Source organism: Arcticibacter sp. MXS-1, assembly GCF_041902385.1.
In the GTDB taxonomy this organism is placed as follows: domain Bacteria; phylum Bacteroidota; class Bacteroidia; order Sphingobacteriales; family Sphingobacteriaceae; genus Arcticibacter.
In genome coordinates this window covers 1,482,813-1,504,238 of record NZ_CP169244.1, presented here as the reverse complement: position 1 = coordinate 1,504,238, position 21,426 = coordinate 1,482,813, and the positions used below count along the sequence as shown (strand labels likewise).

The 21,426-nt window shown below is 45.7% G+C and carries 18 protein-coding genes and 2 pseudogenes; 5 read left to right on the top strand and 15 right to left on the bottom strand.

Annotated features, from left to right (window positions below; translation table 11 throughout):
- Positions 1-361 precede the first annotated feature (361 nt).
- The 3 genes from ACES2C_RS06405 to ACES2C_RS06395 all read right to left on the bottom strand — a co-directional run bounded on the left by ACES2C_RS06405 (position 362) and on the right by ACES2C_RS06395 (position 6,026).
- A complete protein-coding gene (locus tag ACES2C_RS06405) occupies positions 362-3,670 on the bottom strand; it encodes a vitamin B12-dependent ribonucleotide reductase (RefSeq protein ID WP_374166155.1) in 3,309 nt (1,102 codons plus the stop codon).
- A 442-nt stretch (positions 3,671-4,112) separates the two neighbouring features.
- Positions 4,113-5,543 (bottom strand): pyruvate kinase, encoded by a 1,431-nt coding sequence (gene pyk / locus ACES2C_RS06400; RefSeq protein WP_374166154.1) that lies wholly within the window; start codon positions 5,541-5,543, stop codon positions 4,113-4,115.
- Positions 5,544-5,606: 63 nt separating this feature from the next.
- Positions 5,607-6,026 carry an IPExxxVDY family protein gene (locus ACES2C_RS06395; protein ID WP_374166153.1) on the bottom strand — a complete coding sequence of 140 codons (420 nt, stop codon included), beginning with the start codon at positions 6,024-6,026 and terminating at the stop codon, positions 5,607-5,609.
- A gap of 147 nt (positions 6,027-6,173) precedes the next feature.
- On the opposite strand from ACES2C_RS06395, the gene ACES2C_RS06390 reads away from it, so the two are divergent.
- The 3 genes and pseudogenes from ACES2C_RS06390 to rnc all read left to right on the top strand — a co-directional run bounded on the left by ACES2C_RS06390 (position 6,174) and on the right by rnc (position 8,603).
- On the top strand, positions 6,174-6,410 hold the full coding sequence (locus ACES2C_RS06390; protein ID WP_008508386.1) for an acyl carrier protein: 237 nt from the start codon (positions 6,174-6,176) through the stop codon (positions 6,408-6,410).
- A gap of 20 nt (positions 6,411-6,430) precedes the next feature.
- Positions 6,431-7,683: pseudogene (gene fabF / locus ACES2C_RS06385) on the top strand (beta-ketoacyl-ACP synthase II).
- Between the two features lie 191 nt (positions 7,684-7,874).
- A complete protein-coding gene (gene rnc / locus ACES2C_RS06380; protein WP_374166152.1) occupies positions 7,875-8,603 on the top strand; it encodes a ribonuclease III in 729 nt (242 codons plus the stop codon).
- 54 nt (positions 8,604-8,657) lie between these two features.
- Here the strand turns inward: rnc and ACES2C_RS06375 are convergent, their stop codons facing one another.
- From ACES2C_RS06375 to ACES2C_RS06360, 4 genes are all read right to left on the bottom strand, one after another.
- Positions 8,658-9,629: an MlaD family protein gene (locus ACES2C_RS06375; protein WP_374166921.1), complete on the bottom strand. Its 972-nt coding sequence runs from the start codon at positions 9,627-9,629 to the stop codon at positions 8,658-8,660.
- The gene (locus tag ACES2C_RS06370) at positions 9,629-10,402 is read right to left on the bottom strand and encodes an ABC transporter ATP-binding protein (protein ID WP_374166151.1); all 774 of its coding nucleotides are present in this window, start codon (positions 10,400-10,402) and stop codon (positions 9,629-9,631) included. Before ACES2C_RS06370 ends, ACES2C_RS06375 begins: the two co-directional genes overlap by 1 nt.
- On the bottom strand, positions 10,402-11,184 hold the full coding sequence (locus ACES2C_RS06365; protein ID WP_374166150.1) for an MlaE family ABC transporter permease: 783 nt from the start codon (positions 11,182-11,184) through the stop codon (positions 10,402-10,404). Before ACES2C_RS06365 ends, ACES2C_RS06370 begins: the two co-directional genes overlap by 1 nt.
- 259 nt (positions 11,185-11,443) lie before the next feature.
- The gene (locus ACES2C_RS06360) at positions 11,444-11,707 is read right to left on the bottom strand and encodes a DUF3072 domain-containing protein (RefSeq protein ID WP_374166149.1); all 264 of its coding nucleotides are present in this window, start codon (positions 11,705-11,707) and stop codon (positions 11,444-11,446) included.
- Between the two features lie 83 nt (positions 11,708-11,790).
- Here ACES2C_RS06360 and ACES2C_RS06355 point away from each other — a divergent pair, with 83 nt between their 5' ends.
- Positions 11,791-12,861, top strand: a complete 1,071-nt coding sequence (locus ACES2C_RS06355) for a PA0069 family radical SAM protein (RefSeq protein ID WP_374166148.1) — start codon at positions 11,791-11,793, stop codon at positions 12,859-12,861.
- A 191-nt stretch (positions 12,862-13,052) separates the two neighbouring features.
- Here ACES2C_RS06355 and ACES2C_RS06350 read toward each other — a convergent pair whose 3' ends face one another.
- The 7 genes from ACES2C_RS06350 to ACES2C_RS06320 all read right to left on the bottom strand — a co-directional run bounded on the left by ACES2C_RS06350 (position 13,053) and on the right by ACES2C_RS06320 (position 16,725).
- Positions 13,053-13,805, bottom strand: a complete 753-nt coding sequence (locus ACES2C_RS06350) for a zinc ribbon domain-containing protein (RefSeq protein WP_374166147.1) — start codon at positions 13,803-13,805, stop codon at positions 13,053-13,055.
- Positions 13,805-14,899: a Nif3-like dinuclear metal center hexameric protein gene (locus ACES2C_RS06345; RefSeq protein WP_374166146.1), complete on the bottom strand. Its 1,095-nt coding sequence runs from the start codon at positions 14,897-14,899 to the stop codon at positions 13,805-13,807. The genes ACES2C_RS06350 and ACES2C_RS06345 overlap by 1 nt, the downstream gene beginning before the upstream one ends.
- A complete protein-coding gene (locus ACES2C_RS06340; protein ID WP_374166145.1) occupies positions 14,896-15,348 on the bottom strand; it encodes a hypothetical protein in 453 nt (150 codons plus the stop codon). Before ACES2C_RS06340 ends, ACES2C_RS06345 begins: the two co-directional genes overlap by 4 nt.
- 92 nt (positions 15,349-15,440) lie before the next feature.
- On the bottom strand, positions 15,441-15,656 hold the full coding sequence (locus ACES2C_RS06335; RefSeq protein WP_374166144.1) for a DUF2905 domain-containing protein: 216 nt from the start codon (positions 15,654-15,656) through the stop codon (positions 15,441-15,443).
- Complete coding sequence (locus ACES2C_RS06330; protein ID WP_374166143.1) at positions 15,656-16,018, bottom strand: TM2 domain-containing protein; 363 nt, start codon at positions 16,016-16,018, stop codon at positions 15,656-15,658. The genes ACES2C_RS06335 and ACES2C_RS06330 overlap by 1 nt, the downstream gene beginning before the upstream one ends.
- Positions 16,018-16,203, bottom strand: a complete 186-nt coding sequence (locus ACES2C_RS06325) for a DUF2752 domain-containing protein (protein ID WP_374166920.1) — start codon at positions 16,201-16,203, stop codon at positions 16,018-16,020. Before ACES2C_RS06325 ends, ACES2C_RS06330 begins: the two co-directional genes overlap by 1 nt.
- Positions 16,204-16,311: 108 nt before the next feature.
- Positions 16,312-16,725 carry a DUF4199 domain-containing protein gene (locus ACES2C_RS06320; RefSeq protein WP_374166142.1) on the bottom strand — a complete coding sequence of 138 codons (414 nt, stop codon included), beginning with the start codon at positions 16,723-16,725 and terminating at the stop codon, positions 16,312-16,314.
- 316 nt (positions 16,726-17,041) lie between these two features.
- On the opposite strand from ACES2C_RS06320, the pseudogene mfd reads away from it, so the two are divergent.
- Positions 17,042-20,413 (top strand): annotated as a pseudogene (mfd, locus tag ACES2C_RS06315) (transcription-repair coupling factor).
- Here mfd and ACES2C_RS06310 read toward each other — a convergent pair.
- Positions 20,388-21,422 (bottom strand): energy transducer TonB, encoded by a 1,035-nt coding sequence (locus ACES2C_RS06310; RefSeq protein ID WP_374166141.1) that lies wholly within the window; start codon positions 21,420-21,422, stop codon positions 20,388-20,390. The pseudogene mfd and the gene ACES2C_RS06310 overlap by 26 nt on opposite strands.
- Positions 21,423-21,426 lie beyond the last annotated feature (4 nt).

Below are 21,426 nucleotides of genomic sequence, written 5' to 3'. Positions count from 1 at the left end.
AACCGTGGGTTGATCGCGGATTCAGGTATAAGGAACCCACCAACAGGTAAACAAGTTCGTTCCTGAACCGTTTCATCTTTTGCCTGAGTGCAGGACAGGTGAGGAGTGCGTGCGGCTTGACTCCGGTTTTTAGCCTGAAAAACCGCACTTAACCCGCACTCAACCCGGACTCAACCCGCACACAGTGCCTGTCTGAATCATCTTAGAAGATATACAGTATCGAACGGGAGACGTAACAGCCTAAAGCGTTCTTCCAAAAATGAGAGGAGCCGCCTTTTAAGGGCAGCTCCTCTTCTGAACATTTAACCGAAAGACCTTCTTTCTGGTCTCTTTATTTCTATAGGTCCCGAGGACTGCACTGCTACGAACAGCCGCCCTGAGTACCGCAATTTAAACATTTGTAGCATGTTCCCGAGCGAACCATGATGTGACCGCAATTGGTACATGCCGGCGCATCAGACTGCGCTCCTCCGGAGATGTCGAGCACAGGCTTATAAACTTTATCTCCGCTCACTTTTGCGGGAGTCTCTGCGAAGTCGTTTTCATACGCGTTCTCATCTTCATCGGCCATCTGAGGGTTGCCCAGAATAGCATTCTCTTCCGTAATGACGTGAACCAGGTCGGTCCTGTTCAGGTACTCATATCCGAGCAAACGGAAGATATAGTCAATGATGGAGGTCGAGCTCTTGATGTTGTCGTGGCCTGCCACCATTCCGGAAGGCTCAAAGCGGGTGAAGGCAAACTTGTCTACAAACTCTTCCAATGGTACACCGTACTGCAGACCTACTGATACTGCAATAGCGAAGCAGTTCATCAGCGATCTGAAAGTCGCGCCCTCTTTGTGCATGTCCACGAAGATCTCGCCTAAGGTTCCATCTTCATACTCTCCGGTACGCACATAGATGGTCTGTCCGCCTACCGCTGCTTTCTGGGTAAACCCACGACGTTTTGACGGAAGCATCTTGCGTTGTACCACCGATGATAACTGACGCTTAAAGGTTGTATCTGTAGACTTCTCGATGATAGCCCGGGCCGCTTCAAGGACCTGCTCAGGAGTGAGGTCGCTCAGCTTCACATTTGCTGCTTCTCCAAGCACTTCTTCTACACTGTCGATTGGCTCTTCTTCTGCGTTAGATGCTTTGGTAGACAACGGCTGAGATAATTTACAACCATCACGATAAAGTGCATTAGCCTTTAAGCCTAGTTTCCACGACAGCTCATAGCAGTCTTTGATCTCTTCCACAGTTGCTTCGTTCGGAAGATTGATTGTCTTGGAAATCGCTCCTGAAAGGAATGGCTGTGCTGCTGCCATCATCTTGATGTGGCCGTGAGCGTGGATGTAGCGCTTTCCTTTGGATCCGCAGCGGTTAGCGCAATCGAATACAGGATAGTGTTCTTCCTTGAGGTATGGCGCTCCTTCAATCGTCATGGTGCCACATACATATTCATTTGCTTCAGCTATCTGCTGACGGCTAAATCCTAGAGCGCGGAGGAGATTAAAGTCGGGCGCATTGTATTTCTCAGGTTTGAACCCGAGACGCTTCAGGCAGTCTTCGCCAAGTGTCCATTGGTTAAACACAAAGCCTATCTCAAAAGCTGAGATCACGGCCTTGTCTAGCTTTTCGATTTCAGACTGCTTGAAGCCTTTGGCCAGCAGGGAATCGAAATTGACATGAGGTGCACCTTTTAAGGTTGCAGTTCCTTTGGCGTAGTTAACGATTGCTTCGATCTCATGATCTTTATAGCCAAGGTTTCTCAGAGCTGTAGGAACTGCCTGGTTGATGATCTTGAAGTAACCACCGCCTGAAAGCTTCTTAAATTTCACGAGGGCGAAGTCGGGCTCGATACCAGTTGTGTCGCAGTCCATCACCAGACCGATGGTTCCGGTGGGAGCGATCACAGTAGTCTGAGCATTGCGGTAGCCGTACTTTTCGCCAAGTTCTACCGCCTTATCCCAGGCATTGCATGCTGCGGATAGCAAGTAGTCGGGGCAATATTTAGGATCGATTCCCGGAGGCGCGATCTCAAGACCTTCATAATTCTCTGTTGAGTTATATGCCGCAAAGCGATGATTTCTCATCACGCGAAGCATGTGCTCTTTATTGTCCTCGTAACGTCTGAACGCACCCAGCTCTCTGGCCATTTCGGCAGAAGTAGAGTAAGCGGTTCCGGTCATCACGGCTGTGATGGCGCCGCCGATCGCTCTTGCCTTGTCGCTGTCGTAAGGAATGCCCGCTACCATCAGCATCGAGCCCAAGTTAGCATAACCAAGACCTAACGTCCGGTAATCGTATGATAACTGAGCTACTTCCTGCGAAGGGAACTGCGCCATCAGTACGGAGATTTCGAGCACCACCGTCCAGATGCGGCAGGCGTGTTCGAAGCCCTTTACATCAAAAACAAATGTTTTAGGATCACAGAAATGCGCTAGGTTGATAGAAGCAAGGTTACACGCCGTATTATCGAGGAACATGTACTCAGAGCAAGGATTCGAAGCGTTAATACGTCCGCCTTCAGGGCAGGTATGCCATTCGTTGATGGTCGTATCGTACTGAACACCAGGATCGGCACAGGCCCATGCAGCAAAAGCAACGTCCTGCCACAATTTCTCAGCAGAGATAGACTTGATCGTCCTTCCATCAGTACGGCCGATCAGATCCCAGCTTGTACCGCTTTCGAGTGCTCTGAAAAATGCATTTGGAATACGAACAGAGTTATTGGAGTTCTGTCCGGATACCGTGCGGTAAGCCTCTCCTTCGTAATCGGAAGAATAACCGGCAGCAATGAGAGCTGCGACCTTACGTTCTTCCTCTACCTTCCAGTTAACAAAGTTTTCGATCTCGGGATGGTCGAGGTCAAGACACACCATTTTAGCAGCGCGGCGGGTAGTACCACCCGATTTAATAGCGCCTGCAGCGCGGTCGCCAATCTTAAGGAATGACATCAGGCCTGAAGAATAACCGCCGCCTGAAAGTCTTTCATTCTCGCCGCGGATAGAGGAGAAGTTGGTGCCTACGCCTGATCCATATTTGAAGATACGGGCTTCGCGCACCCATAAGTCCATGATGCCACCCTCGTTAACGAGGTCATCGTTAACAGAAAGGATAAAACATGCGTGCGGCTGAGGACGCTCATATGCTGAAGTGGACTTGGTGAGTTCTTCCGTCTCAGGATCTACATAGTAGTGGCCCTGAGGTTTACCTGTAATCCCGTAAGAGCTATGCAGTCCGGTATTGAACCACTGGGGAGAGTTAGGGGCAGCAAGCTGACCGACAATTGTATAGACAAGTTCGTCGTAAAATATCTCGGCATCCTGAGGAGAGGCAAAATAACCATAGCGCATTCCCCATTGCTTCCAGCAGTTGGCCATACGATGGGCAACCTGCTTAATGCTCTTCTCAGAGCCGGTGCTGCCATCAGGCTGAGGAACTCCTGCTTTTCTAAAGTACTTTTGTGCAAGGATATCGGTAGCCACCTGGCTCCATGAAGCAGGAACTTCCACGTCGTTCATCTCGAACACTGCGTCACCGGCAGGGTTCCGGATAACCGACGAGCGCTTCTCGTAAGTGAAAAGATCATAAACATTCGTTCCCTCCTTCGAGAAATAACGCTGGAACCGCAATCCACTTCCGGCTCCCTTCGCTGTCTTTGCTGCTGTGCTTTTGCCCATAGTTGTCTCTATTCTTTTAAAATCTTTATTAATATTTTACTAATTCTGTGCGATGTTACCTGGTACGTTCATCATAGGAATTCCCCGGATTGAGGGGTTTTTACCCAAATTTACTACTAAGGTTATCGATGCTGAATTTTCGTTTTCCACAGGGGTAGGAACGAATCTGCCTTCACGGCTTTAAATGCGATTAAGAGCGCTGATTTCTAAAGGATTATTTTGTGGAAAACTAAGGAAGACCACAAATGTCCGCTATTATTTTCTGGTACGGCCGGTTCCCTGTTCTATACGGCGGCGAGAGCACTTTCCAGTGCCGCGGTGCGAAACGACCAAAAAAAGGAGAGGCAGCCATTCAGCATGACTGTCTCTCCTTTTTCTATCAAAATGGTAAGTATTCCTTCGCCGGCCCGGGGCAGAGAGCCCGGAGCGAGAAGGTCTCCTCTTATTCTACCATAGTAACCCGGATCATGTTGGTCTTGCCCTTCTTTTCGATAGGCATAGCGGCTGTATTGATTACAAAGTCGCCTGGCATGATCATCTTTTCCTCTTTGAGGATACGGTTCACATCGCTGATCGTCCGGTCGGTACTTTCCTGCTTATCATAATAGAACCCTCTCACGCCCCATAGAAGACTAAGGGTGTTGAGCAGGTTCTTATTGTTTGTAAAGATATAAGTAGTAGCCTTCGGACGGTGACTTGAAATTTCAAACGCTGTGTATCCGGATGAAGTCATCGAGATAATTCCGCAAGCATTCGTCTTTTCAGAAAGATATACGGCAGATCCGCATACTGCATCCGACATATAAGTTGCAGACTCGTGGCTAAGCTTCTTAGGTGTGTAATACGGATAAGCAGTCTCTTCAATGTTACGAATGATCTTGCTCATGGTATCCACTACGATAACCGGGAATTCGCCGACAGAAGTTTCACCGCTGAGCATCACTGCATCTGCTCCGTCGAGCACTGAGTTGGCTACGTCGTTCACTTCAGCACGGGTTGGACGTGGAGTGGTGATCATGCTTTCGAGCATCTGCGTAGCAATTACGACAGGCTTGGAAGCTTCACGACATTTGCGAACGATCATCTTCTGAAGAACAGGAACCTGTTCCATTGGCATTTCTACCCCGAGGTCACCACGGGCAACCATCACGCCGTCGGTAGCTCTGATGATCTCGTCGATATTTTCGACAGCTTCGGGTTTTTCGATCTTGGCGATTACCCGGGCTGTTTTACCGCTGCGGTTAATGATGCGCTTCAGATCGATAATGTCTTCTCCTGTCCGTACAAATGAAAGACCGATCCACTCTACGTCGTTCATAAGAGCGAATTCAAGGTTGCTCAAATCGTCTTCTGTAAGACTTGGAATAGAAATTTTGGTGTTCGGAAGGTTTACTCCTTTACGGGAAGTAAGGATACCACCGTGAACCACTTCGCAGTTAACGGTGTCTTTATTATTCGTATCGAGTACTCTTAATTGAAGCTTTCCGTCATCCAGCAGGATGATTTCCCCTGCACGTACATCCTTGGGGAAGTTAGGATATGTAATGTAGATCTGCTTTTCATCACCAACCATTTCGTTCGTGGTGATTTCGATCTGGCTGCCGTTAATTAACTTAACGCCTCCATCTTTTACCATACCAATACGGATCTTTGGTCCCTGGAGATCGGCCAGGATTCCCACATGGATCTTGTATTTCTGATTGATATCCCTGATCAAGTCGATCACCTTCTGATGATCAGCCTGACTTCCATGTGAAAAATTGAGGCGGCAAACGTTTACACCAACCTTAATCATACTTAGCAGTGTCTCTTTACTGGCCGAAGCTGGCCCCAACGTTGCCACTATCTTTGTACGTTTGTGAACTTGTCTCATCTTAACCTATTATAATATGGTATGTAATAGTGTATTTCAGATACACCTTTATAAATTATTGCGCTAAAATATCAGATTTTCTTTAGATTTCAGTTTTCCGGGATCTACTTCTGCTGCTACCACTACTTCCGGAATCTTATTAAGCCCCTCCATGAAGTTCTCCAAATCTTCTTCGTCCAGATAGTTTCTAATGAGTATAAAATAATCTGTCTTTTTCATTTCCGGAATCAAGTATCCTTCTGTACCTTTATTAGCTAACAGGAAAAACTCTGTTTCGGTTTCCTTTATCTTGTAATGATATCGGGAGAAATAACCAACTTCTCCTGAGGTTGTTAGCTGCAGGGGCAGCTCTTCAATACGGGCGAAATCGATGTCGAGCTGCTTGTTAATTTTAAAGCATAACAGGTAATCCTTCAACGAAGAGGTAACGGCGACCAAAACAAAATCGAGGTCTGGTTCGTATTTTAGTGTGAGCCTGTTCAAAATGCAATAAAAAACGGCACGAAGGTACAAAAGAATACCAATTGTAGATGCATGTTATTCATTTTTAACCGAAAACAAAAAGGTTTGATATTTACCAGAATTTATTTTTCTTTGCACAGAATTTTTAACCATTAAAATATAAAAATTATGTCTGATATCGCTTCAAGAGTAAAAGCAATTATCGTTGAAAAATTAGGTGTAGATGAGAGTGAAGTGACACCTGAAGCATCATTTACTAATGATTTAGGTGCAGACTCTTTGGACACTGTAGAATTGATTATGGAGTTCGAAAAAGAGTTCAACGTTGCTATTCCTGATGACCAGGCTGAGACGATCGGTACAGTTGGTCAGGCAATCGCTTATTTAGAGAAAAACGTAAAGTAAATCACGCTGCCACATTATAAATGGAGCTAAAAAGAGTTGTAGTAACTGGACTTGGTGCGCTTACCCCAATTGGAAATACTGTTTCTGAATACTGGAATGGTTTGATCAATGGGGTAAGCGGCGCTGCTCCGATTACACGGTTTGATGCGACGAACTTCAAAACAAAGTTTGCCTGCGAGCTGAAGAACTTCAAAGCAGAAGACTTCCTCGACAGGAAAGAAGTACGAAAATTAGACCCCTTCGTTCAGTATGCACTGGTCTCAACCGATGAAGCTGTCATAGATTCAGGGTTAGATATAGAGAATTCGGATACCAACCGGATAGGAGTAATATGGGGATCAGGCATTGGCGGACTGAAAACTTTCCTCGACGAAGTAGTGAACTTCGCCAAGGGAGATGGTACTCCGCGATACAACCCTTTCTTCATCCCTAAGATGATCCTCGACATCGCACCTGGCCACATATCCATAAAATATGGCCTGCGAGGTCCAAATTTTTCTACTGTTTCTGCATGTGCCTCTTCAACTAACGCATTGATAGATGCCTTTAATTATATCCGCATCGGAATGGCGGATGTTATTATTTCAGGCGGCTCTGAAGCGATCATCAATGAAGCGGGAATGGGAGGTTTTAATGCCATGCACGCCTTGTCTACCCGCAATGAGGATCCTGCAACGGCTTCTCGTCCTTTTGACAAGGACCGCGATGGATTTGTTGCCGGCGAAGGTTCAGGAACTATTATCCTGGAAGAACTGGAGCATGCCAAGGCCAGAGGCGCTAAAATTTATGCGGAAATAATAGGTGGCGGCATGAGCGCTGACGCAAACCACATTACCGCTCCTCACCCAGAGGGACTGGGAGCCAGACTTGTGATGTCTAATGCGCTGAAGGATGCAGGATTGAGTACATCTGACATTGATTACATTAATGTTCACGGTACTTCTACCCCCTCGGCGACATCAGCGAGTCTAAAGCCATTATTGATCTTTTTGGCGAAGATGCTTTTAAGCTGAACATCAGTTCTACCAAGTCGATGACCGGCCACTTATTGGGTGCAGCAGGTGCTATTGAAAGTATTGCTGCTATTCTGGCTGTAAAGAACGATGTTGTTCCTCCGACAATTAATCATTTTACTGACGATCCGGAAATTAATCCCCGTTTAAATCTTACATTCAATACCGCTCAGAAGCGGCTTGTAAGAGCAGCCCAAAGTAATACTTTCGGCTTCGGAGGACATAATGCCTCTGTGATCTTCAGGAAGTATGAAGGATAATCTGTAGTAAGGAGCCGGCCCTGCCGGAGTGCTGGTTTTTGTATCGCGTCTATTTGTTTGTTAATTTTAAACAGCTAGTTTTAGCGACATTTTAAAACAAATGTTGTATCCCGACCATTTAGCTATAGACTATGCAACAGATCAAACCAGGACAGTCTCCCGGCTCTTTACTTATCATTCTTCAGTAGCCAATGCCTTTCTCTTCACTTTATAAGCTGTATTTCTCACCTAAACGAAAATACATACAGGTATTGAGGAACCTTCTTGGCTTTGTGCCCGGAAACGTGACCTTATACAGAATGGCGTTCAGGCACCGCTCGGTAGCGATCATCCTCAAGAACGGAACGAAGAACAGCAATGAGCGGCTTGAATTCCTTGGCGATGCCGTCCTCGGCTCGGTCGTTGCTGAAGAGCTTTTCAAGTTATATCCATATAAGCCCGAAGGATTTTTGACGGAAATGCGGTCGAAAATAGTGAGCAGGGCTAACCTTAATCAATTATCGCGCAAGCTTGGTTTAGGCGAACTGATCGAGTACGACAACCGGATCGTTAACTTCCCTAATAAGCAGAGCTCCCTGCTTGGCGATGCTTTTGAGGCGCTTATCGGGGCTATTTATCTGGATAAAGGGTACGACTTCACTAAAAAGTTCATCATCAACCGCATCATTAAACCTCATATAGACATTCTGACCCTGGAAAAAACCGAGTCGAACTTCAAAAGCAAGCTGATTGAATGGTGCCAGCGGCATAACAAGGAAATCAACTTCGAACTGATGGAGAACGAAGAGGGGGAAAGCTCTAAGCTATTCACGGTCTGCGTGGTAGTGGACGGTGAAAACAAGGGGGTTGGGCGCGATTATAATAAAAAGAATGCAGAGAAGCTGGCGGCAGAAAAGGCCTGCGAAGCTCTTCAGATCTAAAGGATCCTCCTTCCCGGCTAATATCTCCTTACCGTCAGCACTTATTTGACCGTTCTACTGCTGATCCTTAGGCGGATTCTTCTTAAAATATCTTCTCAAAAGAAAGTTATGCTGCAAGGCCTTCAGGTTCTCGTCGAGCTTTTGTGAGCTGGTTTCGAGGTTCTTCAGTGTCCGTTTCATACTCTCGGCAGATTGCTCGTCGTTCAACAAGACACCTACCGGGTTGTTCGTCTGCGTCAGCTTCTTTCCAGCCTGGTCAAGGTTGGCTGACAGCGAAGATGCTGAGACACTCAGTTTTTGTATTTCGGCAACGGATGACTTTAAGTCGCGGAACACCGCAGTGTCGGTGAGAAGCTCGTCCATCAGTCCGCCCTTCGTATTCAGTTTTGATGAAAAGCGGTTAAGGGCGGCGGCGGTACGATTGATCTCACTTGCGGCGCTTTTGAAGCTGGCCATGGTGCTTTGGAGGTCGCCAGCCATCACGGAGTCTGAAAGCAGAGCACCGATAGTACCTTTTCCCTTTGCCATCCCGGCCGTAATGACCTTCAGATTGGCTGTAATATCAATGAGGTTCTTATTATTTACCTGCAGATCTGCCAGCATCTGATCGCTGCTGACGGAGGTTTTGGAACGGATATTATCGCCACTTTCGACCACCGGCAGATTAGGACTGCCTCCTTCTATCACAATGATGCGGTTGCCAATAAAACCTTCAGAACTGATCATTGCAAAGGCATTCTTGTGAATGTACTTCTGCGCCTCTTCCTCAACTGTCATGCGAATTTTCACCTGAGAGTTCCCGTAAAAATCAATCTTTTTCACGGTGCCTACCTTCACCCCTGAAAACCACACGTTATTGCCCACTTTAAGGCCCGCTACGTCATCAAATACAGCGGTGAGGTCAATACTCTTTACAAAACGCTTTTGCTGTCCTGCAAGGGTAAATATGCCGGCTACGAACACGACAATACCCAGCAGCACAAAAATTCCTACTATTACAGATCTTTTATTCTCTGCAGCTTCCATCAAGTTGTGAAATTATAATTATAAAATGTCTTAACTCTTTCATCTTCGGTATCAAACACCTCCTCAAATGTACCCTGGCGCTCAAACTTTCCGTCGAGTAGCATCATAATCCGGTCGCCCGTAGATTTTGCGCAGGTAAGGTCGTGTGTGATAATAATAGATGAAGTGTTGTATTTCTCCTGGACCTCATTGATGAGGTTATTGATATCGATAGAGGTGATGGGATCGAGACCGGCCGTAGGCTCGTCATAAAGCATAATAAGAGGCCTCATGATGAGTGTTCTGGCGATGCCGATACGTTTGCGTTGTCCGCCTGAAAGCTCGCTGGGCATTTGGTTAATGGCTTGCAGCAGTCCCACACCATCAAGAACTTCCTCGATCGCCTGGTCTTTCTGTTTCCGGCTAAGGTGCTTGGAATTGCGGACAAGCGGGAACTCAAGGTTCTCCCTCACCGTCATACTGTCGTAAAGGGCGCTGTTCTGAAAGGAAAAGCCGATCTTAAGGCGAAGTTCCTGCAACTCCTTCGGGCCAAGCTGGTCTACTTCCTGGCCTAAAACGCTTACGCGTCCTTTATCCGGACTTAAGAGTCCCGATATAATTTTGATTAAAACGGACTTGCCTGTTCCTGATCTTCCCAGTACCACAAGATTTTCGCCCTGATACAGGTCGAGGTCGACACCACGAAGCACATGAAGGTCGCCGAACGACTTCTCCAATCCCCGGATGGAGATCACATGATTCAACTGATCGACAGGCGCTGCTTTCTTCTCCATTATCTTATTGCGTTAACTACCTGGACGACTAAAATCTCTTCGATGAATATGAGGAACATGGAGACGACTACAGAAGAGTTGGCTGCCTTACCTACGCCTTCAGTACCCTTGGATGAGTTAAAGCCGTGGTAGCATCCTACTGCTCCGATTGTGAAACCGAATACGGTGGCCTTGAACATGGATGAGAACAGGTCAAGGAATGAAATGCTCTTAAATGCGTCCTCCACAAAAGCTGAAAGGCTGGTCTGTTCATTCTGACTCACGTTGATAAACGATCCGAGCATTGCAACAAAGCCGGTGTAGGCTGCCAGAATGGGGATCATGAAGGTAGTGGCAATGATCCTGGTGACGACAAGGAACTTGAAGGGATTGGTGGCTGAGACCTCCATCGCGTCGATCTGCTCGGTCACCTTCATCGAACCCAGCTCTGCCCCGATATTAGATCCTACTTTCCCTGCGGCGATAAGGGCGGTGACGAGCGGTGCGAGCGCTCTGATGATGGCAATTGCTACCAGACTGGGTAACCAGGACGCAGCTCCAAATTCAGCAAGAGAGGGGCGCGACTGCTTGGTAAACACCAGGCCGGTGATGAACCCTGTAAGCGTAATGAGGGGAAGGGACTTGTATCCGATCTCGTAGCATTGCCTTACCATCTCCTTGAACTCGTAAGGGGGTAAGAGCACTTCTTTAAAGAACCGACTGATAAACCGATAGATATCGCTCAGCTGAAGCATCAACTTGTCGAATCGTTTCGACACAACATATCTACCTGATCTTTTCATTCGTATTACTAAATTTATTACAGCTAAAGTTCGGCTTCAATAAAAGGTTTGCTATTGACACCAACTGCCAGGTCTCTCGTGCCTTGACTATTTGACCGCGAAAGTCTGAGACCTGAAACGCCGCGCAAACTTAACTGAAAATTGAAAAACATCAGTATTTCTAATCTCATTTTTACTAAAATAATATCAAATGCGGACAGGAAGTTTGCACAAGCTTTCGATTTTGACGCAGGTGACTGACTTAGCAACTAGCTGTCACTTATTCTTTAAGTCCTCTGCCGGTCTTATGCTGCAGTTCATCAATCTTCTTTGACGCTTCAGCCTTGCTTAAACTCTCGTTGAATTCTTCTCCTGCCTCATCGGACAAGGTCTTCAGGTAAGACTGCTGCGCCCCTGTCATGGGCTCATCTCCCGTTGTCCACTCGTCAGGATCCTTCACCGTATTTGATCCTTTCTGAGTAGTTTTATCTTCCTGTGGTTCATTTCCTTTTACTGACTCGTGGTCTTTATTCTGATTCTCCATAGTAGCAGCTGTTTATTATATAGTGATAACCTAAAAGGCACGGTGTTGTTTGCTAATTATTTTAGTATTTAATATATTCGCAAATGCCTTTTGAGAAAAACGACGATTACTTTAAGGGAAGAGGAGCGCAGATCAATACCCATAACAAGTTTCTGAAGGACCGTTACGTGACCGAACATATAGAGGGGCTCGATGAGGTATTCTACGACAATGAGCGCACGCAGATCATTGACAGCCACCCCAGATCGATTGTCAGTGTTTCTGATAGTCCTGATTTGAATTTCAATTACTCGATTAATCCATATCAGGGTTGTGAACACGGCTGCCTGTATTGTTATGCCCGGAATTCACATGAATACTGGGGCTTCAGTGCAGGACTTGATTTTGAACGGAAGATTATTGTAAAAAAGAATGCAGCACAGCTGCTTGAAAAGTTCCTGAATAAGCCAGGTTATGAGCCCATGCCTATCATGCTGTCGGGCAATACCGACTGTTACCAGCCTGTAGAGAGAAAGCTTCGCATCACCCGCTCGCTCCTGGAGGTGTTCTTAAAATATAAGCACCCGGTATCGCTTATCAGCAAGAATAACCTGATTTTGCGCGACCTGGATCTGCTGAAGGAACTAAGCCGTCTGCACCTTGTCCAGGTAGCCATTACCATTACTTCACTAAATGAAAGCGTTCGGCAAAAGCTGGAGCCCCGAACGGTGACTGCTAAAAGTAAACTAATGGTGATCAACAAACTTAGCTCAGCAGGCATACCGGTAAGTGTGATGATGGGGCCGGTGATTCCGGGCCTCACAAGCGAGGAAATTCCTTCATTGATAAAGGCAGCAGCAGATGAAGGAGCTCGTGCAGCCAGCTTCACAATCATCAGGCTTAATGGTGCAATAGGAGAGATCTTTACAGACTGGATAAGAAAAGCGTATCCCGACAGGGCAGAGAAGGTACTAAACTTAATAGCTGCATGTCACGGGGGAAAGTTAAACGACAGCAGATGGGGCAACCGCATGGTGGGGGACGGTCAGGTGGCGGAAAGCATACACCAGCTCTTCAGGCTATCGGTAAAGCGCTACCTGGCTGGCAGAGCATTACCCGGCTTATCTACGAAGCACTTTACTCCAATGAGCGGAAGGCAGACCCGACTGTTTTAAACAGGCTGTATTCTTCCTCAGGCGGTTCCTGTAAGCCGCGTGCTGGTTTTACCAGCCTGGCTGCTGCTTCAGCTCAGCAGTGCATTGCAAAAGGGATAGATTGATGTTATATAAACAAAGAAAGGCTGCCTTTTGGGAGACAGCCTTTCTTTGTTTATTACTTTTAGTAGTTTCTATTCAGTATTTGATCACTACTCGACAATAGCCTGATGCTCTTCATTTGTTAAAGCCTCATCAATAAGGATTCTTCCGCAGTGTTCGCAAACGATGATCTTCTTGTGCTGTCTGATGTCGAGCTGGCGCTGAGGAGGGATCTGATTAAAGCATCCTGAACAAGAATCGCGCTGGATAGTTACAACAGCGAGACCGTTCTTGGCATTAGCACGAAGTCTCTTGTAGGCAACTAAGAGTCGGTCTTCTATATTTTCCTCTGCTATCTGAGCCTTTGCTGCAAGCTCTGCTTCATCTTTTTCTGTCTCTGAAGTGATGTTGTTCAACTCAGCCTTCTTTGCATCAAGATCCTTACGACGTTCTTCCAGGTCGGCCTGAGCCTTCTCATACACCTGGGTCTTGTTAGTGATCTCAAAACCGTGCTCTCTGATCTTCTTCTCACACACCTGAATTTCAAGCCCCTGAATTTCTATTTCTTTCGAGATAGCATCGTACTCACGGTTATTCTTTACCTCATTCAGCTGTGCTTCATATCTTTTGATATTGGCCTGAGAGTCTTTGATCATGTTCTTCCTGGTAACGATAGCGTCTTCCAGATCATCTAACTCAGCCTTTATTTTCTGTATACGGGTCTCAAGGCCTGCAACTTCATCTTCCAGATCAGACACTTCCATAGGAAGCTCACCCCTTACCTGCCTGATTTTATCAATCTTGGTATGGATGGTCTGCAGTTCATATAAAGCCTTAAGCTTCTGTTCTACGGTTTGTTCCATTAAATTAAATAATTTATTGGGTTTGTATCTATTGATGTTAAACGGAGGGCAAAGTTAGGAAATTTTTTTGTAATTATTTCAAATAACAGTTCCTGTGTAAATTGCTCACTTTCAAAATGTCCGACGTCTGAAATTACGATTTTTCCTTCTGCATCAAAAAACTCATGATACTTGTAATCGGCAGTTATAAAAACGTCGGCTCCGGCGGCGACCGCCTTTGATAAAAGGAAGCTTCCTGACCCTCCGCAAACCGCTACTTTCGACACGGGCTTTCCTCTCAGAGCGGTATGTCTGATCACCTTGCAGTTCAGCCTCTCTTTTACCAGTTTTAAGAATGACAGCTCGTCTGCTGGCTCGTTTAAAGAGCCAAGCATTCCGGATCCTACCTCAAAGCTGTTCGTTATCGGGTAAAGATCATAGGCCACTTCTTCGTATGGATGCGCATGCAGCAGAGCGCTGACAACCCTGTTTTCAAGATGTACAGGATAGACGGTCTCGATACGAACCTCTTCTTCATGATGCTGATGTCCGATTTCTCCTACAAAAGGCCGGGCCTCATTACCGGCTTTAAAGGTTCCGGTACCTTCCGCATTGAAACTGCATTCGGAGTAGGCCCCTATATGACCAGCCCCTGCTGAAAAGAGAGCATTGCGGACCTGATCAGCATGACCAAGCGGACAAAACGTAACGATCTTCCTGAAAAGGGCAGCTTTTGGCGAAAGAATGCTCGTGTGCCCAAGTCCCAGCTTCTCGCATATTTTTGCGTTTACTCCGTTGAGGACGTTGTCAAAATTGGTATGGATGGCGTACAAGGCTATTCCATTTTTTATAGCCCGCATTACTACCCGCTCAACATAGGTACGGGAATTGAACTTTTTGAGTCCCTTGAAGACAATGGGGTGATGAGAGATAATGAGGCCGCATCCTAAAGCGATTGCCTCATCTACAACGGCCTCCGTACAGTCGAGCGAAATAAGGGCGCTCTCTATTTCCCGGTCGGGCTCACCATGGATAAGGCCCGAATTATCATACTCCTCCTGAAAGGAAAGAGGTGCCAGAGTTTCCAGGAAAGAGGTTATTTGAGCTATTTTCATCGATCAGCTTCCTTTGTTATTTCGGTCTGCAACAAATTCTTATACCAGCTTACCTTGTTCCAATACTGAACGAAAAAAATGATCTGTAAAAGTCCTGCTATTCCAAAAAACGTGATCTGATCTTTAGGGATTATAAAAATTAACAGGTCAAAACAAAGAGCAATGGAGTAGAGGATACCGGAGAGGTAAGTGGGTCGGTCTGTTACCTCGTAGTCGCGGCTCAAGAGTTCCTCCCTGATTGAATTACTGATGCCAGTAACTACAAAGAAGCTCCAGATCATTTTAAAACCGGGTATGAATAAAAGCCAAACGGTGAAAGGCTGGATCTTCCGGTTCTCGGGCCTGACTAGACTGAGTGTTCTATACAGCGTCAGGTAAAAGAACACGAAGATCAGCAAAACTAAAAGGATCACTAGTGCAAATCCTGTCGACGAGATATCCTGTGGCATAGACTGCAAACTTAGATAAAAATCTTTTTAAAAGGGAGATGCGTTCTTCTGGCTGTTACCGGAAGGTGAAGAAGCAGGGAGGACTCCTCTCCTCAGCGGAATAGCCGGATAATAAGATTGATGACGAGACTGATCAGGATCATGGTAGTAAAGGGAAAATAAAAGCGGAAATTTTCGCGCTCTATCCTGATATCACCTGGAAGATTGCCGAGCCAATGAAGCTTGTCATGAAAAAAATAGATAATTACTCCGGCCAGCAAAATAATCGTGCCCGCAGCAATTATCCATTTTCCGGTATCGGCATTCATCAAATTCCACCCATTTTAACCATCTGTGCGCACTCTACAGCTACTTTCTGATTGAACTCAAGTGTAAGGCTCTTATTGTTGATCAGATCGACAATTGTTCCGATAAAGCATAAACCAGCGGTGAAGAAATACAGGATACCCATTCCGATCTGCCGGGTGATAAACCGTTGTATACCTGCTACTCCGAAAAATCCTATGAGGGTGAACAGCAGGAGATCTGTTGGATTCTGTCTTTTCCCCGAATAGAACATGACGAACCGCTGTGCCTGCTCCTGGGTCATGCCGTTCATAACTTGCTGAAGAAAATTGTATTCTTCGGGACTCAGTCCCCTTAAATTGTGAAGTATGTTTTGGTAATCCATTAGTTTGATTTGTGTAGGAAAGATAAAAAAGTTTTTTCACACAAAAGCCATATGCGATGGATTAAAACCGCCAGGGCCGGAATACCAAACCAGTGGTAGTCAAAAGATCGGGTTACTTCTCCATGGAGCACGCAAGCTATCGAGCGTCCCAACCCGCAGCCAGGGCACCAGCGAAAGCCAAGCATAGCTAGCGGGCACCAGGAAAAATGATGTACCGCAGGATTAACGAAATACAAAAGCACAATCGCTGCCACCCATACTGTTAGCTCAAAAGAATACTGAAACGGCTTCAACTAGAGGTTTCTTTGTTTATTCATTAAAAGTAATGAAATAGCCAGGGTAAACAAAACTCCTACTACTCCGGCTCCTCCAATTCGGCCCATCATGTCCATCTTCAGCGACTGTGCTACGTACTGGATATAAACAGTGGCGAAGAAGGCCGCTATAATCCCCCCAACGATCATGATCTTGAACCCCTCAAAGATGCCTTCGAAAAACTCCATCCTGCCTCCGTTATAATTATCTCGGAAGCTTTTAATACCAAAGTAGAGGCCTATAAATGGGATGATGACCGATAAGTACTCCAGCCATGAAGAGCTGTCGGAATTTGGATAAGCGTTTTCGTATACACCCGCAAAGTGCAGGATTAGAATCCATACACCACTTAGAACCCCAATTATTACTCCGTATTTAATAGCGTTTTTCATATTGTAAAGGTTAAATGTAATTGTGATTTTAACATCTGTACTATTGGAATTGTTCCTGAAACGAAATAAATTTTAATGGAAACAGCTCTTTCATCTTTTTACAAAAACCTAAACAAAAACAAAATTTAAAGGCTTTCTATTGTGAGATGTGTGTTTGCACAACGATTAACATGGCCGTTTCAACTTTGCCCTGATACAAAAAATATTGACGGGCAGGACTAAGAAGCGTTAACAGGAGGAGGCTGAGTGTTCTTTGTGGCTGTCAAAAGACAAATCAAGCTCGACAAAAAACTATATTTGCGACTCATTTAAGAAAGTGAACGTTCGGGATATACTAGATCTTTATAAGAAAGATCCGCGGATTGAAAAACTTGCTGCAACGTTAAACGCAGCGAAAAATGTGAGGATCCATTTAAAAGGCCTCATCGGGTCATCCGACGCGATGGTTGCAACAGCTTTTTACTTCCTGCAGCACAGGCACATGCTATTTGTCTTGCCTGACCGCGAGGAAGCTGCTTACTTTCAAAGCGATCTGGAAAATCTGTTTGATAAAGAGATTCTCCTTTTTCCGTCTTCCTACCGGAAGCCTTTCGACTTCACTCAGGTTGACAGCGCAAACGTGCTGCAGCGTGCTGAAGTGTTAAACGAGCTCATTCACTCTTCGGAATTTGGTAAGCTGATTGTTACCTACCCGGAAGCCCTGGCTGAACGGGTGATCAATCGCAACTCTCTTGAGAAAAACACCCTTGAGATCTCTACGGGTAATAAGCTTAGCATTGATTTTATTAATGAGTTCCTGATTGAATACGACTTCCAGCGGGTTGATTTTGTCTATGAGCCGGGCCAGTTCTCGATAAGAGGGGGAATAGTAGACATTTTTTCCTTTTCGCACGATCTTCCTTTTCGTGTCGAATTCTTTGGCGACTTTATAGAAAGTATCCGCACATTCGACATCGAAAATCAGTTATCGCAGGAGCAGGTGAGGAGCATCACAATCGTTCCTAATGTTCAGTCTAAGTTTCTCACTGACCATAATATATCCCTTCTTGAGTATATCGATCAGGACAGCCTCCTTTGGTTTAAGGATGTTCAGTTAACCCTCGATGTTGCAAAAGACGGATATAAAAAGGCCACTGAGCTGTGGCGGGCACTTCCTGCTTCCGACAAGCAAAAGAATCCGGAGTGGATTGATCCCAAATTCAACTTTACCGACGAAAAATTACTGGCAGATCAGCTGCGCGACTTTTCGGTAACAGAGTTTGGAAAGCAGTTCTTCTACGAGCCTCAGCAGGTGATCGAATTTGAAACAAAGCCGCAGCCCTCGTTTAATAAGGACTTCAACTTGCTGATCCACAACTTTCGGCAGAATGAGTCGGAGAAGGTAACAAACCTCATCTTCACCGACTCAGCAAAGCAGGTAGAACGACTGTATACAATCTTCGCCGATATCGATAAAACGATCACATTTACTCCGGTCAACATCTCCTTAAGAGAGGGTTTCTTGGACCACGGTCAGAAAATAGCCTGTTACACTGACCACCAGATATTCGACCGGTATTATAAGTACAAGCTGAAGAAGGGCTATGCCCGCTCTCAGGCTATTACTTTGAAAGAGCTCAGGGAACTAAAACCGGGCGACTATATTACTCATATTGATCACGGGATCGGAAAGTACGCCGGACTTGAAAAAGTAGAAGTGAACGGCAAAACACAGGAGATGATCAGGCTTATTTACGCAGATAATGATCTTCTCTATGTCAACATCAATTCCCTGAACCGGATTTCAAAATATACAGGTAAGGAAGGCACTGTTCCGCGCATGAATAAGCTGGGAACAGACAGCTGGGAAAAACTGAAGAAAACAACAAAAAAAAGTAAAGGACATAGCCAGGGACCTGATTAAGCTCTATGCAGTAAGAAAGGCTCAAAACGGGACAGCTTTCCCCCGGATACCTACTTACAGACGGAACTTGAGGCATCCTTTATCTACGAAGACACTCCTGACCAGGAAAAGGCGACCAGCGATGTTAAAAAAGACATGGAGTCGCCTCACCCGATGGATCGCCTGGTGTGCGGGGATGTAGGCTTTGGCAAAACAGAGATTGCTGTAAGAGCGGCTTTCAAGGCCGTCTCAGACAGCAAACAAGTGGCTGTACTGGTTCCCACAACTATCCTCGCCTTGCAGCACTTCAAAACCTTTACTTCCCGGCTTCATGAATTTCCCTGCAACATTGATTATATCAACAGGTTCAAGTCGAGCAAGCAGATAAAAGAAACCTTGCAGAAACTAAGCGAGGGAAAGGTAGATATCATTATCGGCACGCACCGACTGGTGAGCAAAGACGTGAAATTTAAAGATCTGGGACTGCTGATCATCGACGAAGAACAGAAGTTCGGGGTAGGAGTTAAGGAAAAACTGAAGCAGTTAAGGGCGAATGTAGATACACTGACCTTAACGGCAACTCCTATACCGCGCACGCTTCACTTCTCCCTGATGGGGGCGCGTGACCTCTCTATCATTTCTACTCCGCCTCCTAACAGGCAGCCTGTAGTTACAGAACTTCATGTCTTTAATGAAAAACTGATTAAGGAAGCGGTAGAGTATGAGATTAACAGAGGCGGGCAAATCTTCTTTATTCATAACCGCGTGCAGGACCTTGCACAGCTTGGCGGACTGATTAAAAAGCTTGTACCGAAAGCAAATATCGGGATTGCGCACGGCCAGCTGGAAGGCGACCACCTGGAAGATGTAATGCTTAAGTTTATCAACGGTGAATTTGATGTACTCGTTGCTACAACCATCATTGAAGCAGGTCTCGATATCCCAAATGCCAATACAATCCTGATCAATCATGCCCATATGTTTGGTCTGAGTGATCTGCACCAAATGAGGGGCAGGGTAGGACGATCGAATAAAAAGGCCTTTTGTTATCTGTTAAGTCCTCCGTTGTCGACTCTTACTCCGGAAGCCCGAAAACGTCTGAGCGCAATAGAAGAGTTTTCGGACCTTGGGAGTGGCTTTAACGTGGCAATGCGCGACCTGGATATCAGAGGTAGCGGGAACCTTCTTGGTGCCGAGCAAAGCGGCTTCATCGCTGAAATAGGCTTTGAAATGTATCACAAGATTTTGGACGAAGCGATTCAGGAACTCAAAGATGAAGAGTTTAAGGATCTCTTCAAGGATGAAAAGCCTCGTCCTTTTATATCTTTCACTCAGATAGATACTGACCTTGAGGTGCTCATCCCGGATAGCTACGTCACAAATATTACAGAACGTTACAACCTTTACACCGAGATATCAAAACTGGAGAATCAGGAAGAGCTGGAGAAGTTTGAAAAGAACCTGGGCGACCGCTTTGGACCTGTACCAAGGGAAGTGAGGGAATTGCTGAACACGCTGAAACTGCAGTGGATGGGTAAAGACCTTGGCTTTGAAAAGATTTCGTTTAAGAAGAACACGCTGAAAGGCTATTTTGTCTCTGACCAGCAATCGCACTATTTTGAAAGCCCTCAGTTTGGAAATATCCTGCAGTTCGTTAAAGCAAACGCCCGGCGATGCAATCTGAAGGAGGTCAAAAAAACGCTCCGGATTGCTGTGGAGAATGTTCGCAATCTGAATGAGGCAATAGAACTTCTGGAACAGATGAAAGGGCCGGAGCTTGTTACATCTCCAGCTGAAACGAAATAGGAAGGACGCAATATGTTCTTACTGCATTCCCTTTTACCTGCCCCGGCTTCCATTTTGGTGAATTTCTTAGTACTCTCACCGCCTCTTCATCGCAGCCGTTCCCAAGGCCCTGCTTCACTTTGATATCGGTAATGGATCCGTCTTTTTCTACAATGAAGCCCAGGTATACTTTTCCCTGAACATTATTCTGCCTTGCAGCAGCGGGATACCTGATTGCGTTTGAGACATATTTACTTAGTTCGCGCTGTCCTCCGCTAAATTCAGGAGCCTGATCGACATTGTTCATATCGTAAACTTTCATGTCACCTCCGTGTGCTGCTTCTCCATCCGCAGGAATGTCAAGCTGAGGCGCACTGGTAGAATCTGGTTCGACTTTGTTTATCACCTCATTTCGAAGATCTACGTCCCGGAGCGATACAATCTTCCCTTCCGCATCAATAATCATTTCATATTTAATATCAGCAGAATACTGTTCGCGTACCGACGGTCTGAAGTAACTTTCCTTAGCCCAGTAAGTGGCTATGATACGATCACCACTCCTGTCAAAGTCAAGAGATGATACAATCCAGCTTCGGCTGAAATTGTGCATGTCTGCCATTCTTCTCCAGTAAAGGTCTTTCAACCGCTGATAGTTAAGATTATGGTAGTTATAGAAGGTCTCGGTGATCTTGGCGAAATAACTGGGAGGATCAAAGTATCCTTTCCGCTGGTCATAATAAAATGCCTCTATAAATTTTACCAGCGAAGCTCTTACTTCGTCGTCGTTCATTGACTTGCTTTTGTTTAGCAATGCTGAACTGCCATCGTCAATAACCTTTTCAGGCTTATCTTCACTCCTGAAGATTTTCCATGGGTCATCAACGAAAAGCGTAAGATAGCCCATTATCAGGATCAGTACTCCCAGACCTACGCCCATGTAAATTAAGGACCGGTCTTTGTATACCGGTTCATCCTCTTGACGAATCTTTTCAGGTTCTTCCATTTCAGCGTTATAAAGAAAAACACTCATGAGC

Bases quoted from the DNA above. Each gene is read 5' to 3' on its own strand.
- ACES2C_RS06365 (WP_374166150.1), bottom strand. From the start codon at position 11,184: ATGAAAAGATCAGGTAGATATGTTGTGTCGAAACGATTCGACAAGTTG.
- ACES2C_RS06355 (WP_374166148.1), top strand. From the start codon at position 11,791: ATGCCTTTTGAGAAAAACGACGATTACTTTAAGGGAAGAGGAGCGCAG.
- pyk (WP_374166154.1), bottom strand. From the start codon at position 5,543: ATGAGACAAGTTCACAAACGTACAAAGATAGTGGCAACGTTGGGGCCA.
- ACES2C_RS06325 (WP_374166920.1), bottom strand. From the start codon at position 16,203: ATGCTTGGCTTTCGCTGGTGCCCTGGCTGCGGGTTGGGACGCTCGATA.
- ACES2C_RS06405 (WP_374166155.1), bottom strand. From the start codon at position 3,670: ATGGGCAAAAGCACAGCAGCAAAGACAGCGAAGGGAGCCGGAAGTGGA.
- ACES2C_RS06370 (WP_374166151.1), bottom strand. From the start codon at position 10,402: ATGGAGAAGAAAGCAGCGCCTGTCGATCAGTTGAATCATGTGATCTCC.
- ACES2C_RS06340 (WP_374166145.1), bottom strand. From the start codon at position 15,348: ATGCCACAGGATATCTCGTCGACAGGATTTGCACTAGTGATCCTTTTA.
- ACES2C_RS06350 (WP_374166147.1), bottom strand. From the start codon at position 13,805: ATGGAACAAACCGTAGAACAGAAGCTTAAGGCTTTATATGAACTGCAG.
- ACES2C_RS06375 (WP_374166921.1), bottom strand. From the start codon at position 9,629: ATGGAAGCTGCAGAGAATAAAAGATCTGTAATAGTAGGAATTTTTGTG.
- ACES2C_RS06390 (WP_008508386.1), top strand. From the start codon at position 6,174: ATGTCTGATATCGCTTCAAGAGTAAAAGCAATTATCGTTGAAAAATTA.
- rnc (WP_374166152.1), top strand. From the start codon at position 7,875: ATGCCTTTCTCTTCACTTTATAAGCTGTATTTCTCACCTAAACGAAAA.
- ACES2C_RS06330 (WP_374166143.1), bottom strand. From the start codon at position 16,018: ATGGATTACCAAAACATACTTCACAATTTAAGGGGACTGAGTCCCGAA.
- ACES2C_RS06320 (WP_374166142.1), bottom strand. From the start codon at position 16,725: ATGAAAAACGCTATTAAATACGGAGTAATAATTGGGGTTCTAAGTGGT.
- ACES2C_RS06360 (WP_374166149.1), bottom strand. From the start codon at position 11,707: ATGGAGAATCAGAATAAAGACCACGAGTCAGTAAAAGGAAATGAACCA.
- ACES2C_RS06345 (WP_374166146.1), bottom strand. From the start codon at position 14,899: ATGAAAATAGCTCAAATAACCTCTTTCCTGGAAACTCTGGCACCTCTT.
- ACES2C_RS06335 (WP_374166144.1), bottom strand. From the start codon at position 15,656: ATGAATGCCGATACCGGAAAATGGATAATTGCTGCGGGCACGATTATT.
- ACES2C_RS06310 (WP_374166141.1), bottom strand. From the start codon at position 21,422: ATGAGTGTTTTTCTTTATAACGCTGAAATGGAAGAACCTGAAAAGATT.